We start from the raw sequence: 14,756 nt of genomic DNA, 5'->3' as shown, positions 1-14,756 counted from the left end.
GGTCGGTCAAGGCACGGCTATCAGCCGCGCTCACCTGCCAGCCACTGCAACTGTACTTCGTGCTGACCGCGGTCATCGGTCACGAAAACAGTGCCTTCACTGATCATCACATCCCACTTGATGACCCGTGGCATGTCCTTGGCCAGCGCTTCCAGAACGTCCTGAGGCACCGCCGCGATGTTGACGTTCTTCAGGTTCTTGACGGCCGGAACCACTTTGCCTTCCCAGACGCGCAGGCTGCCATAGGCCAGCAGGCTGGTGCGCTCGGTACGACGCGAACACCAGGTCAGGCGATCAGCGTCGGGCTGGCCAACCTCGATCCAGTGCAGAACACGGTCGTCGAGACTTTTTTCCCAAAGGGCTGGTTCGTCTACTTCAGACAGGCCACGCCCGAACGATAATTGCTCGTTGTACCAGAAGGCATAGGCAAGCAGACGCACAGTCATGCGCTCTTCAGTCTCGGACGGGTGGCGGGCGATGGTCTGCTTGACGCTTTCATAGACCCCACGGTCAAGATCGGTGAGGTTCAGTTCAAACTTGTAGGTCGTGGAGGGCTGTGCCATGAACGGGCTTCTAGTGTCGGGGAAAAGGCGCAAGTCTAACCGATACCGGGCCGGGGAACGACCACATTGCCCCGGCAAGCAAAATCCACTGGCTTGATTGCAGACATTGATGCAATTTACGACTGCGAAAAAGGCAACCATATTGACCCTGATGTCAGGATTTGAAGCACTTGTGACGCCATCGTCACTGCAACGATCCAATCACGGTCCATTCACTTGAATACTATTTTTCGGGATGAAACCAGAGAATGTCTTCTCTCGCCTCGCCGTCTGCAAGATCGTATTTGACCAGGTTGCTGCTGGCACTGGTGCTATCGGGATTACCTTGCATCAGCCAGGCCAAAGAGACGTTGATCTGGCTTCTGCGCGACATGCCGCCAGCGACGATATTTTCCGGCCCTTATCAAGGGCAAGGCGCTATCGATCAATTCATGCCGGTGCTGATAGCCCGCATGCCCGAGTATGAACATGTGCTGATGCGGGTCAATCGGGCCCGCAGCACACAGATGCTGAACGACACTTCGCTGACCTGCGACCCCACTTTGCTGTGGACCCCGACACGGGCCAGGACCATCGTCTTTTCCATTCCGACCTACATCGTGTTCAGCAATGGGCTGGTGGTGCGCAAGGATGACCTTGAGCGCTTCACCCCGTTCATCGCCGACGGGCATATCGACCTGCGCGCGCTGATGGCCAGCAAGACCATCAAGCTGGGTGTCGTTGCAGAGCGCAGTTATGGAGCTGTGATCGACGAAACGCTCAGCCACACTCCCAGGCAGGAGTTGAGCGAGCACTATGGCAACGATGCCGTCGGCAGCCTGCTGCAAATGGAGCGATTGGGACGTCTGCAGGCACTGATCAGCTATTGGCCCGAAGCCCGCGCCCATGCCTTGCTACAGGGGATAAGGCCCGAGGAACTGACCTTCCTGCCTGTCAAGGACACCCCCAAATACCAGTTCACCCACATTGGCTGCTCGGATACGCCACAAGGCAGGCAAGCCATGGAAATCATCAACCGGGAAATGCGTACCCTGCGCGAAACCAGCCTGTTGAATTTCTATGCAAACTGGCTGGACCCGGAATTGCGGGCGCAGTACATAGAGGATGCCAAGGCGTTTTTTGAGACTAACTAAGCGCTGTACGACGAAGGTGAGCCTGTTTTCAACGCAGCATCACCGATGCGCAGATACATTTCAAAAAAAGAAACCCCGGGCAGAGGGGAGAGCTACCCGGGGCAAACACCTGGGAGGTTTCGATCACCGGAGCACAATGATCGAAACTGCCACAACCTATGTGAACGCTCTCAAGGAATAAGGTTCCTGGCTCGCTCAGGCAAAAGCGGGCGCAGTGAACGCACGGGCCAGTGCGGCATGGCGCGTCGCAGCGATCACGCAGGGCTCGATCCGGCCTTCGGCAACCATCAAATCCCGGTGCAAACCGTCCACGACATCTGTGAGCTGACGTTTATCGCGCAGTTGATCGGCAGTGAAACTGCGCTCGATCACAATGGCACCAGTAGCATCTTTCAGTGTTACCAGACGCTCTCCACGTGCGCCTTCCGGGCTGAGGCTGGCCTGGTAAGGAGCCAGCGCTTCGCTTAGCAGTAAGCTGATATTTTCCATCTGGATCACCACTCAACAGTTTGAATGCAAAGGTGCTTATCACTGACCATCGGCAAGCGCGGAAAGTTCTTTGGCCTGCGAGGTTCATTGGACGGCTCTGATAACCGAGCATGCCTGTCGAATATGACAAAAAAAAAACCGGAGATCAGATCCGCTCATTAGTTATAGGAACATTCACCACCATCTACACCCAACATCCTACAAATTTCCTATAGATCAAGGTGATACCCAAACAGCAACATCGTATGCAATGACGTTAGCTGCCATTCGATGGAGCAATACCTTGAGCGCTTCCACTGATCGCCCCCTGCGCATCATCCTGGCGGATGACCATCCGATCTTTCTGATCGGCCTGCGCGTGGTGATCGAGCAAGACAATGCAGCCCGTGTCGTCGCACAGGCCTGTAGCCCGAACGAACTGTTTCAGGAACTCAAGAACCATGAGTGTGATGTGCTGGTCACGGACTTCATGATGCCGGCGCAACGGCAAAGCGATGGTTTACGTCTGCTGCAGCGCATTCATCGCCACTTCCCGCAGCTACCGGTTATCGTGGTGACAACCCTGAGCAATGCCGGACTGTTTCGAGCGATGCTTTCGCTCAATGTCCAAGGATTGCTGAGCAAGGCCAGTGTGGTGGGCGAGTTGCCTGCTGCAATCAGGAGCATCCGGCGCAAGGAAGTGTTCATGGCCGACTCGGTACACAGAATCCTGCTCGAAGCCGAGGATCATGGGGCAGACAGGCTGAAACCGCTTGAGCAATTGAGCCCCAGAGAACTGGAAGTCGTACGCCTGCTGGCTGCCGGGAATACCGTCGGTGAGATCGCCACCCAACTGAGCCGCAGCAAACAGACCGTCAGCGCACAAAAAGTCAGCGCCATGCGCAAACTCGGCCTGAGCAACGAAGCAGCGTTTTTCATTTACCTACAGGAACACGGGCTCTCCTGACCCGCTACCTTTCGCGATACCGGCCTCGGACTGCACCTTTTGCGCTCGTCGAGCCAGCACAACAGATCTGCCACGCACAGGGGGCGGGAAACGAAATAGCCCTGAATGGCCGGAGTCTCCAGCACCAGCAGGCTGTGAAAGTCATCGATTGTTTCCACCCCTTCCACCACGACATCCAGCGACAGGCGTCGAGCCATGAACATCACCCCGGCAACAACCGCCGACTTGCGAGGATCGTCCGCCATGCCACGCACGAATTCGGCAGGGATCTTCAGCTCAGAGAACGGGAGCTGCAAAAGCCGCATGATGTTAGAGGCTCCCATACCGAAATCATCGATGGACAGCGTGCAGCCCTGCATGCGCAGGCGCAGCAACGCCTCCAGTTGCCATGCCTCGGGTTGCAGGGCGTCATGTTCGAGAATTTCCAGGGTGAGGATGCTTGCCGGTAACTCATACAGCACAAGAAGCGCCATGATTCGCGTGGCAAAGTCCGTCTGCTCCAGTACCCGCGGAGCAATGTTCACCGCAACAGGCAACGCCTCGCCTTGCTTGCAGCGGACATCTGCGGACAATTGCAAAGACTGCTCAAGCACGTGCCAGGTCAAGGGCACCAGCAGCCCGGCGCTTTCAATCGCCTGCATGAAACTGCCAGGGGCCAACAGACCGTGCAATGGATGCTGCCAACGGACCAGCGCTTCGACGCCCAGAACATCGCCATCGACGCTGACCTTGGGTTGAAAGCAGGTGATCCACTGCTCAGCCAGCACTGCCAGATCCGGACAATCCCGGCCTGCTGCCGGGACAAGCAATTGCTCGGCACAAAAGACAGGTTGAGGCTGGGTATCCGGCACGCTCTGGCCGGGTATCGAGGCGGACTGATCATAGGCTTCGAGCAAATCGCACAGCCGGGCCGCCGAGGCCGGTTTCTGCAAGCCCCCCAATACTTCCAGCCCCTGACTGCGGGCCAATTGAACCACGCCATCAAGCACCGATTCCGAAACTTTGCTGAGAACGATCAGCGCCCTGGCCTGGCCACTCTGCGCCAGATGACGAATCAACTCCAGGCCATCAGGCCCCTCCATCTGCAGATCACAGATGGCGATATCGACCTCACCCCGATTGAGCAAAGACTGCCTTGCAGCTTCGACGCTGTCTGCGGTCAGCACGTCGAATACCTGATTGGCATTGAGCATCTGGTGCAAGGCCATCAATTGAAAAGGATTGTCTTCAAGGATCAGAACTTTGAGAGAGCGCACGGTCATTTTCCAGATCACAGCCTTCAGGCCGAAAGTGACAGCACTCTAGATCTCCTGTTGGCTGCCCCCCATAAGACAAGTCCTAAAATTCAGGGCACCTGTGCCAGCTGCAATTCAATATCTGCCCGCAGGCTTTCAATGGAAGCATCCAGTACCGGCCAGCGCTCGCTCAAGGCAGCACCGGATTCGCTCTTCACGCTGGCGTCGAGCGCTGCACAGGCCTTGGCCAGCGGCACGGCATCCACCAGACAGGCTGCGCCTTTCAAACGATGCAGGGAGGCACTTAAAGTCTTCCAGTCATGGGCTCCGACCGCTGGCTGCATCACCTCACGCTCATGACGCAGGTTTTTCCACAACTCTCCCAGCAGGCGCTGTATCTGTTCCTCGTTGGCCTGAGTCATGCGCCGCAAGGTACGAATATCGAATGTCTGCTCACGAATGACTTTGGCCAGTTCCTCTGACAAGCGCTCCAGAGACAACGGCTTGACCAGCAATCCATCCATGCCGATGCGCTCGCATCGCTCGGCCTCATCCGTCATGGCATTGGCCGTACAGCCAATGACCGGACAACGCGGGAGCTGTTCCTGAGACTCGATATTGCGGATTGCTTCGGTCAGTGCGTAACCGGTAATCCCTGGCATGTTGCAGTCTGTGATGACGGCATCGAACGCCTCCTCGCGCCACATATCCAGGGCCTGGGCACCACCTTCGGCGGGCACGACCTGGTGGCCGAGAAACTCCAGTTGCTGAGTCAACACCAGACGGTTGGCCGACATATCGTCCACCACCAGCAAACGCAAACTGCGCTCACCCGGATTGCGGCTCTGCATCCGGGTTTCATCCTGCTGCACGGTCAGGCGTTTCACTCTGGCGAGCGCCACATCGACAGTCACTTGCGTGCCATGTCCCGGTTCACTGCACAGGCTGATTTCCCCGTTCATCAGCTCTACAAGCTGCCGGGAAATACTCAGCCCCAACCCACTGCCGCCATAGCGGACCGCAATATCGTCATGGGCCTGAATGAAAGGCTGGAATATCTGCTGCTGACGCTGGGGATCGATCCCCGTTCCGCTGTCCTGGACAATTATCCGTAGGCGTCGCGACTCGCTGTGCTCCTCAAGCACACTGACACTGATCACCACAGAACCTTGTTGTGTGAACTTCAGGGCGTTGCCCAGCACGTTATGCAGCACCTGACGCAGCCGTAACGGGTCGAGCCAATAATCACCACGGGCCTGCTCTGCAAAATCCAGCCTCAGCTCTAACCCTTTCTGCTCAGCCTGGGCCGAGAACAACTGCACAATGCCTTCAAAAAACGGATGGAGCGAAGTCGCGGACAACGACAACTGAATCCCGCCCGCCTCGATTCTGGCCAGATCAAGGCTGTCGCCAATCAGAGCGACAAGCTCCCTTGCCGATTGATGAGCCACTTGCAAACCTTGGGAAGGTGTCTCGCCACGACGCAGTGCCTGCTCACATTCCAGCTCCAGCAGGCCGATGATGGCTCCCATCGGCGTGCGGATCTCATGACTCATGCTCGCCAGAAACGCACTCTTGGCCTCGCTGGCCTGATCGGCATGCCGTAGTGCCTCTTCAAGCTGAATCTCCAGCCGCTTGCGTTCGGTGATATCTATCCAGCCGCCCAACAGCCCCTGCAACTGGCCATCGGCACCAAAGAAAGGCGTCGTCCATTGCCAGGCATCGACATGCTTGCCAAACAGCTCCATGGTCCTGTCGGCGAATATCGGACGTCTGGTCTCCAGTAACTTGAGATAGTCGGCATGCATCTGTTCGGCCACGGAGCGCGGGATCAGATCGACGTCGATCAGGCGGCGACCATTCATTTGCTCAAAGCTGATCCCGAAGCTTTCTTCATAGCTACGGTTACAGGAAATAAGCCGTCCCTTGAGATCGCGGACGTAAATCGGATTGGGAATGCCATCGAACAGCGCGTGCTTGAAAGCCAACTGGTCGTTGAGTTGCCTTTCGGCCTTGAGCCGCTGGCGAATCTGGGACTTGAGCCGGCTGCTCCAGCCCAGGGATACCAGCCCCAGCAACAATGCCAGTACCACAACCCAGAACACCCACTGCGGGATACGGCTCCAGAGAGAGGGCTGAGGCAATACCGAACCCAGCCATTTCATGCGGATGGAGCGCATCTCGGCCACCGGAAATGCCTCCAGAGCCTTGTTCAGGATGCTGAGCAGTTCAGGTTGCGACTTGATCACTGAAAACTGGTCGGGAGACCACTTGCCGTCGACACTGCGCGCCACTTTCAGATTGCCGGGCGGAAAGAGGTAGGCGCCGGCTTCGTTCTGGATCGTGGCATCCGCCTGCCCGGTTTCCACCAGGTTGCGTGCTTCGGCATAAGTCGAAACCAGTTGCAACTGGACCTCGGGAAAGTTGCGGCGGATCTCCTCTTCCAGCGCATGCTTTGCAGGCAATGCCAGTACCCGGCCGGACAGGTTGCCCAGGGAAACGTGCGAAGAGTTTTCGGAGCGCACGACAAAGACCCAGCTATTACCTCCAAACGAATAGGTGAAATCCAGAAACTGCCTGCGCTCGGCGTTTTCGGCCAGCGTTGTATTCATCTCCGCCTCTGCGGCCTTCAGCACCTCGATGCTCATCTGGGTCGAAGGTACTTCCTTGTGAACGAACTGCAGGCCGGTCATGCGGGAAATCCGCGCCAGCACATCGATATTCAGCCCGACCCAATGGCCGTTATTGTCCTTGTAGATATAGGGCGGATGCTGTGTGGTGGAGATTGTCACGCTGGGGTGTTTGCTCACCCAGAGCCGCTCTGCTCTGGAGAGCGTGATCCGTTGCCCGACCACATCGGCACCCAGCCCCAGCGTCCAGCGCCCCAGCACCTCACGGGCGACGGATGGCTCAAGGCTGCTCAAGGCCCGGTTGATCAGGGTCAACAGCCGCTGCTCGTCCTCACGCACGGCAAACGCAAAGCCCACAGGCGGCAATGCGCTCTCGAACTTGATCTGCAAACCCAGGTAAGGCCGCAAGGCGTTATAGGAACGCACAATCACTTCATTGCCGATAAAAGCGTCAACTTCTCCCTGGCTCAAGGCCTCCAGAGCACTGTAGAGATTGGGCGCAATAATGATTTCGCTTTCGGGATAGGCTTTATGGACAGTGCTTGAGTCCGCATACCCATCGAGCAATACGACTTTCTTGCCTGCCAGCCCCAACGACGGCCACGGGTCGCTGCCTCGTCCGACCACCATCGAACGATCGGGCATGTACTCATGGGAAAATGCCAACCCCTTCACGGCACGCTCGAAACCGTTGGCACTGGTGAGAATATCGACGGCGCCGCTACGCAATGCGGCAATCGCATGATCGCGTTCGGCAAAGCCAATCACCTGGATCGGCATGTTCAACTTGTCGCCAATCAGGCTGAGGTAATCGGCGCTGATGCCCTGATAACGATTACGGTCGCTGGTGATATCGATAGGTTCATAATCGGCAATGGCAATGCCGACCCGTAGAGCCTTGCGTTGCTCCAGCCACTGTCGATCCGCCGCATCGAGGGGCAAATCGTCCAATGCCAGAAATGGCGCACTCAGCGTAAATGGCAAATCCTGCGCTGCACTTGCGGACTGGCCGAAAGACAGCATCAACAGGACCAAAATCGTGCGCCATGCACGCCCGATAATCAGGTTGCCGGTCGCCCTGACCACACCTTGCATACTTGCCTGTTTCACAACCACTGACTCACCCGTAGGAACTCAAAAACCTCCAAAGTTTGGCACGGGAAAATGAGAAGGCCCGCCGGGTGGCGGGCCTTAAGTTGTTACACAACGCTTCTGTTATAACGGTTTTCCGCGGTTGCCGTGCTGGCTGACAAAGGCCTGCATGGCTTTGAGGTCATTTGGCAAAACGGTGCAGCGTTCGTCGCGCTCGAACAAATCAGACAAATGTGCAGGCAGCTCAAGCGCTTTTCCTACGCCTGCCTTCTCCACTGCCTCAGGGAATTTGACCGGATGGGCCGTTCCCAGGATCACCATCGGCGTATCCAGGCTGCGACGGCACTCACGCGCGGCCTTGACCCCGATTGCCGTGTGCGGATCGAGTACTTCGCCTGTCTGTGCGAACACTTCGGCGATGGTCTCGCAGGTCTGCTCATCACTGACGGCCAGCGAGTCGAACAGTTTGCGTGTTTCGGTCCAGCGGTCTTCATCGACGCTGAAACCGCCACCCTGCTTGAAGGTGTCAATCAGGCCGGCGATTGCTGCGCCGCTACGGCCATGCATATCGAACAACAGACGCTCGAAGTTGGACGACACCATGATGTCCATCGAAGGCGACAGCGTGGCGTGCAGGGTTTCCTTGACGTACTGGTTGCCGCTCATGAAGCGGTGCAGGATGTCGTTGCGGTTGGTGGCCACGATCAGTTGATTGACCGGCAGCCCCATGTTGCGAGCCAGGTAACCGGCGAAGATGTCACCGAAGTTGCCGGTAGGCACCGAGAACGATACCGAGCGAGCCGGGCCGCCCAACTGCAGGGCTGCGTGGAAGTAATAGACGATCTGGGCCATGATCCGCGCCCAGTTGATCGAATTGACCGCTACCAGCCGTGTGCCCTTGAGGAAGCCCTGGTCCGCGAAGCTGGCCTTGACCATCTCCTGGCAATCGTCGAAGTTGCCTTCGATGGCGATGTTATGGATGTTATCGCCGAAGATGGTGGTCATCTGGCGACGCTGAACGTCCGAAACACGCTTGTTGGGGTGCAGGATGAAAATATCGACATTGTCACAACGACGGCAGCCTTCAATCGCTGCCGAGCCGGTATCGCCGGAAGTCGCGCCAATGATGACCACACGCTCGCCACGCTTGGCCAGCACGTAATCGAGCAGACGACCGAGCAATTGCAGAGCGAAGTCCTTGAACGCCAGAGTCGGGCCATGGAACAGCTCAAGCACCCACTCGTTGCCGTTCAACTGGCGCAACGGGGCAACCGAGCTGTGGGCGAACACGCCGTAGGTTTCTTCGAGAATCTTCTTGAAGTCGGCATCCGGGATGCTGCCATCCACGAACGGACGCATCACCCGGAAAGCCAGCTCGTGATAAGGCAGGCCAGCCCAGGAAGCGATTTCTTCCTGAGTGAAACGAGGCAGGTTTTCCGGCACATACAGGCCACCATCGCTGGCCAGGCCTGCAAGCAGCACATCTTCGAAATTCAACGCTGGCGCCTGGCCGCGGGTACTGATGTAGCGCATTTTTTCAAACCTTTGGTTTGAGCTGGAAGCTTCAAGCTGCAAGTTTCAAGCTGCAAGTAAAGGCACGTTGACCTCTACTTGCCGCTTGCCGCTTACCGCTTGCCGCTTGCAACTAATCAATTAATTGAGATGTTCGACACGAATCCGCACAACGGGGCCTACCACATCCTGCAAGGCTTCCAGCGCTGTGATTGCATCGTTCATGCGCTGCTCGCGTACGCGGTGCGTCAGCAGAATCATTGGCACCAGGCCGTCCTGCTCTTCGACTTCTTTCTGCATGATCGATTCAATGTTGATGCCGCGCTCGGACAGGATGCTTGCAACCTGAGCCAGTACGCCCGGATGGTCCTTGGCCTGGATACGCAGATAATAGGCACTCTCGCACTCTTCGATCGGCAGAATCGGGTGAGCGGACAACGAATCCGGCTGGAAGGCCAGGTGCGGTACGCGATTCTCCGGGTCGGAAGTCATGGCACGCACCACGTCCACCAGATCGGCAACCACGGAAGAAGCCGTTGGCTCCATGCCTGCGCCAGCGCCGTAGAACAGGGTCGAACCCGAGGCGTCGCCATTGACCATCACGGCGTTCATCACGCCATTGACGTTGGCAATCAGGCGGTCGGCCGGGATCAGCGTCGGGTGAACCCGCAGCTCGATACCCTGCGCCGTGCTGCGCGCAACGCCCAGGTGCTTGATGCGATAGCCCAGGGCTTCGGCGTAGTTCACGTCGGCAGTGGTCAGTCTGGTGATGCCTTCGGTGTAGGCCTTGTCGAACTGCAACGGGATACCGAATGCAATGGAAGCCAGAATCGTCAGCTTGTGGGCAGCGTCGATGCCTTCCACGTCGAAGGTCGGATCGGCTTCGGCGTACCCCAGCGCCTGGGCTTCAGCCAGGACGTCCGGGAAAGTACGGCCCTTCTCGCGCATTTCGGTGAGGATGAAGTTACCGGTACCGTTGATGATCCCGGCAACCCAGTTGATGCGGTTTGCCGACAGGCCTTCACGAATCGCCTTGATGACCGGGATACCGCCTGCGACGGCGGCCTCGAAAGCCACGATCACGCCCTTCTCACGGGCCTTGGCGAAGATTTCATTGCCGTGTACCGCGATCAGCGCCTTGTTGGCGGTAACCACGTGCTTGCCGTTCTCGATGGCCTTGAGCACCAGCTCACGGGCGACGGTGTAGCCGCCGATCAGCTCGACGACGATATCGATTTCAGGATTTTCCGCCACCGCGAACACGTCGTTCGTGGTGGGTGTACCGGTAATCTGGCAGTTGGGGTTTGGTGTACGAACCGCAATTTGCGCAACTTCGATTCCACGCCCGGCACGACGGGCAATCTCCTCGGCGTTACGCTGAAGTACGTTAAAGGTACCGCCACCGACAGTACCCAGCCCACAGATGCCTACTTTGACCGGTTTCACTGATGAACTCCCCGAAAAACGGCCGCCCCGAAGTCGGCCGTGGAAAACAGCCGCATGTCACCATGCGACTCCAATTTTTTTAGCGGGATGACGGCAAGGCGTCACCCCATGCCCATGAGGCGTTCCTGACAATGCAGGATTATTTGGCACCCAGCGCCAGCTTGGCAACCTGGGCAGCCGGCTGATAGCCAGGAATCAGTTGGCCATCGGCCAGGACAATGGCTGGCGTACCGTTCACGCCAATCGACTGACCCATTTCAAACTGTTTGGTCACCGGGTTCTCGCACTTCGGTGCCTTGATGTCCTTGCCGTCGACCATAAGGTCCATGGCTGCCTTGCGGTCCTTGGAACACCAGACCGCCTGCAGTTGCTGGTCGCCCGGCGAACCCAGCCCCTGACGCGGGAAAGCCAGGTAACGGACTTCGATGCCCATCTTGTTCAACTGAGCCACTTCTTCATGCAGCTTGTGGCAATAAGGACAGGTGGTGTCGGTGAAGACGGTGATATGCGATTTGGTTTCGCCAATGGCCGGGTAAACCACCATCTCGCTGGCAGGAATGCCATTGATGGTTTTCGAGATCGCCTGACGTTCGGTCTTCTCGGTCAGGTTGACCGGCTTGCCGTTCTGGATCTGGAACAGATAACCCTGCACCACGAACTGGCCATCGGCGCTGGCATAAAGAACACGACCGCCCTTGAGTTTGACTTCATAGAGGCCATTGAGCGGGCTGGCTGCGATGCTTTCTACAGGCAGCTCCAGTTGAAGCGACTCCAGGGTCTTGCGAATGGCTTGATCGGGGACAGCATCAGCCAGGGCAAACGCACTGAAAGAGCTGGCCAGGGCAACAATGGCGGCAGCAAAAACATGAGGCAAGCGCATGAAAACTCCTATGAAGGCGGACAGACCGGCGGCGCTGAAAACGACTGACGCCAGCTTCAATCTGTGAAACCGGCAAAGCCTATCACATAAGGCCTGTAACACCGACCCGGACAAACACAACTTAAATCAAGGTTCAGCCGCGTGGATGGTGCCTGGCGTGCATATCCTGCAATCGGGCACGGGCAACGTGTGTATAAATCTGTGTCGTGGACAGGTCACTGTGGCCAAGCAGCATCTGCACAACCCGCAAGTCGGCACCATGATTGAGCAAATGAGTGGCAAAAGCATGACGCAAGGTATGGGGTGACAGTGACTTGCCGATGCCGGCGACAGCGGCCTGATGCTTGATGCGATGCCAGAAGGTCTGCCGAGTCATTTGCTCGCCACGCAGGCTGGGAAACAGGACATCGCTGGGGCGTCCGCCCAGCAGCTCATCACGTGCGCCGCGCATATAACGCTCAACCCAGACAATGGCCTCCTCCCCCATGGGTACCAGCCGCTCCTTGCTACCCTTGCCCATGATTCGCAGGACACCCTGACGCAAATTGACCTGCTCCAGCGTCAGACTGATCAACTCACTGACCCGCAGGCCACAGGCATAAAGCACTTCCAGCATTGCCCGGTCACGCTCACCGATCGGCTCGCTCAGGTCGGGCGCGGCCAGCAAGGCTTCAACATCGGCTTCAGACAGGGATTTGGGCAGTGGCTTGCCCAATTGCGGCATATCGATCAGCAAGGTCGGATCGACCGCAATCAGCCGCTCGCGCAGAAGGTAACGATAGAAACCACGGGCTCCGGACAGGAAGCGGGCAGTCGAACGAGGCTTGTAGGCCTGATCCATCCGCCAGGACAGGTGATCGAGAATCACATCGCGCCCGGCATCGATCAAATCCACATTGCGCTCTTGCAGCCAGCCGTTGAACAAGGCCAGATCACTGCGATAAGAGTCACGGGTGTTATCGGACAAACCCTTTTCCAGCCAGAGCGCGTCCAGAAAACGGTCGATCAGGGGGTGGTCGATGGCAGGCATTTTCACTCGTAGACTGTATGGCGACAGATGAGTTGCATGATTAAACAGCACACAACAAAAAAGCAGCCCGAAGGCTGCTTTTTTTATGCATCGAAAGACTGTATCAGGACAGTTTTTCTTTGATGCGAGCTGCTTTACCGGACAGGTCACGCAGGTAGTACAGTTTGGCCTTGCGAACGTCGCCGCGACGTTTCACAGCCAGGCTGTCGATTTGCGGGCTGTAGGTCTGGAAAGTACGCTCAACGCCAACACCATTGGAGATTTTACGAACAGTGAAAGCACTGTTCACGCCACGGTTACGCTTGGCAATTACAACGCCTTCAAACGCTTGCAGACGTGCGCGGTCGCCTTCCTTCACTTTCACCTGAACGACGATAGTGTCGCCCGGGGCAAAGGTAGGGATCTCTTTGGTCATCTGCTCTGCTTCGAGGGCAAGAATGATTTTGTTAGTCATGCTGGTGCTCCTAAGGTAATCCGTCTGGATCGACCATCGATACGTTAACTATCGTCCCGCTCGCGGATGTATTCCGCCAGCAGCTTCTTCTCTTCTCCAGAAAGCGAGCGGCTTTCCAGAAGATCGGCGCGTCGTTCATAGGTCCGCCCAAGGGACTGCTGTAAACGCCAACGCCGGATATGCGCGTGATTGCCACTTAGCAACACGTCGGGAACACGCTGATCCGCATACACCTCAGGTCGGGTGTAATGCGGGCAATCCAGCAGACCGTCCGTGAAGGAATCTTCCTCCGCGGAGTCCACATGCCCTAAAGCTCCAGGCAGCAGTCGCGTAACCGCGTCGATCAGCACCATTGCCGGTAGCTCGCCACCAGACAGTACATAGTCACCAATCGACCACTCTTCATCGACATGAGCATCAATAAAACGCTCGTCAATGCCTTCATAACGACCGGCGATGAGGATAATCGCTTCCTCCTGCGCCAGTTCGCGTACCGCAGACTGATCCAGCTTGCGGCCTTGTGGCGACAGGTAAATCACCTTCGCCGCATCCCCCGCTGCCTGCCTGGCCTGAACCAGAGCATCCTCAAGGGGCTTGATCTTCATCACCATGCCCGGACCACCGCCAAATGGGCGATCATCCACAGTGTGATGACGATCAGTGGTGTAGTCCCGCGGATTCCAACAAGTGAGCTGCAAGAGCCCCTGTTTCACCGCACGGCTGGTAATGCCGTATTCGCTGATGGCGGAAAACATCTCAGGGAACAAACTGATGACTTCTATGCGCATGCTAGCCATGGCATTCAGAAGTCCGCATCCCAATCCACCTTCATCTCGCCGGCATCCAGGTCGATTGCCAGCACACATTGCTCCGTATAGGGCAACAGGCGCTCGCGATCATCCAGACTGCCCGCGCAGGGCTTGACCACCATTACATCGTTCGAGCCGGTTTCAAGCAGGTGATCGATCTTGCCGAGCAATTGCCCAAGCGTGTCGATGACCTTCAGGCCTTCAAGCTGGTACCAGTAGTACTCGCCATCGTCCAGATCAGGGAACAGGTTACGCGGCACGCAGATTTCGCAACCGGACAGAAGACGCGCTTCGTCGCGATCATCGAGACCCTTGAGCCTTGCGACCAGGAACTTGCCTTGCAAGCGTCCGCTGACCAGCTCTACCTGTTTTTCCACTTTCCCTTCGCGCCGCAGCGTCCAGGTCGTGTAGTCCAGCAGGTTATCAATCGGATCCGTAAAGGAATAAACCTTCACTTCGCCGCGAACGCCATGAACCGAGAAAATCTTGCCTATGACGATCAGATCGTCGGCAGATGCAGGCGTCGCGTTCATAGGT

12 protein-coding genes and 1 pseudogene are annotated in these 14,756 nt (G+C 57.2%); 2 read left to right on the top strand and 11 right to left on the bottom strand.

Going from position 1 to position 14,756, the window contains the following annotated elements:
- Positions 1-20: 20 nt before the first annotated feature.
- Complete coding sequence (locus tag ACODS3_RS24075) at positions 21-563, bottom strand: YaeQ family protein (protein ID WP_201003674.1); 543 nt, start codon at positions 561-563, stop codon at positions 21-23.
- 296 nt (positions 564-859) lie between these two features.
- On the opposite strand from ACODS3_RS24075, the gene ACODS3_RS24070 reads away from it, so the two are divergent.
- The gene (locus ACODS3_RS24070; protein ID WP_489036623.1) at positions 860-1,696 is read left to right on the top strand and encodes a TIGR02285 family protein; all 837 of its coding nucleotides are present in this window, start codon (positions 860-862) and stop codon (positions 1,694-1,696) included.
- 195 nt (positions 1,697-1,891) lie between these two features.
- On the opposite strand, the gene ACODS3_RS24065 is transcribed toward ACODS3_RS24070, so the two are convergent.
- On the bottom strand, positions 1,892-2,185 hold the full coding sequence (locus ACODS3_RS24065) for a DUF3509 domain-containing protein (RefSeq protein ID WP_201017927.1): 294 nt from the start codon (positions 2,183-2,185) through the stop codon (positions 1,892-1,894).
- A 283-nt stretch (positions 2,186-2,468) separates the two neighbouring features.
- Between ACODS3_RS24065 and ACODS3_RS24060 the strand changes: the two genes are divergently transcribed.
- A complete protein-coding gene (locus tag ACODS3_RS24060; RefSeq protein ID WP_201017928.1) occupies positions 2,469-3,131 on the top strand; it encodes a response regulator in 663 nt (220 codons plus the stop codon).
- Between the two features lie 79 nt (positions 3,132-3,210).
- On the opposite strand, the pseudogene ACODS3_RS24055 reads toward ACODS3_RS24060, so the two are convergent.
- From ACODS3_RS24055 to rimM, 9 genes and pseudogenes are all read right to left on the bottom strand, one after another.
- A pseudogene (locus tag ACODS3_RS24055) lies at positions 3,211-4,387 on the bottom strand (EAL domain-containing response regulator); the annotation flags it as partial.
- Positions 4,388-4,476: 89 nt separating this feature from the next.
- Positions 4,477-8,019: an ATP-binding protein gene (locus ACODS3_RS24050; protein WP_489036621.1), complete on the bottom strand. Its 3,543-nt coding sequence runs from the start codon at positions 8,017-8,019 to the stop codon at positions 4,477-4,479.
- Positions 8,020-8,211: 192 nt separating this feature from the next.
- Complete coding sequence (gene thrC, locus ACODS3_RS24045) at positions 8,212-9,621, bottom strand: threonine synthase (RefSeq protein WP_489036597.1); 1,410 nt, start codon at positions 9,619-9,621, stop codon at positions 8,212-8,214.
- Between the two features lie 120 nt (positions 9,622-9,741).
- Positions 9,742-11,046, bottom strand: coding sequence for a homoserine dehydrogenase (locus ACODS3_RS24040; RefSeq protein WP_201017931.1), 1,305 nt, complete (start codon positions 11,044-11,046; stop codon positions 9,742-9,744).
- A gap of 139 nt (positions 11,047-11,185) precedes the next feature.
- A complete protein-coding gene (dsbC, locus tag ACODS3_RS24035; protein ID WP_201003685.1) occupies positions 11,186-11,926 on the bottom strand; it encodes a bifunctional protein-disulfide isomerase/oxidoreductase DsbC in 741 nt (246 codons plus the stop codon).
- Between the two features lie 133 nt (positions 11,927-12,059).
- Positions 12,060-12,956 (bottom strand): site-specific tyrosine recombinase XerD, encoded by an 897-nt coding sequence (gene xerD / locus ACODS3_RS24030; RefSeq protein WP_201003687.1) that lies wholly within the window; start codon positions 12,954-12,956, stop codon positions 12,060-12,062.
- Positions 12,957-13,059: 103 nt separating this feature from the next.
- A complete protein-coding gene (gene rplS / locus ACODS3_RS24025; RefSeq protein ID WP_025258887.1) occupies positions 13,060-13,410 on the bottom strand; it encodes a 50S ribosomal protein L19 in 351 nt (116 codons plus the stop codon).
- Between the two features lie 44 nt (positions 13,411-13,454).
- Positions 13,455-14,207 (bottom strand): tRNA (guanosine(37)-N1)-methyltransferase TrmD, encoded by a 753-nt coding sequence (gene trmD / locus ACODS3_RS24020; RefSeq protein ID WP_201003689.1) that lies wholly within the window; start codon positions 14,205-14,207, stop codon positions 13,455-13,457.
- Positions 14,208-14,212: 5 nt separating this feature from the next.
- Positions 14,213-14,752 (bottom strand): ribosome maturation factor RimM, encoded by a 540-nt coding sequence (gene rimM, locus ACODS3_RS24015; RefSeq protein ID WP_201017933.1) that lies wholly within the window; start codon positions 14,750-14,752, stop codon positions 14,213-14,215.
- Positions 14,753-14,756 lie beyond the last annotated feature (4 nt).

The organism is Pseudomonas sp. FG43 (genome assembly GCF_057809175.1).
This window is presented reverse-complemented; position numbering and strand designations above follow the sequence as displayed.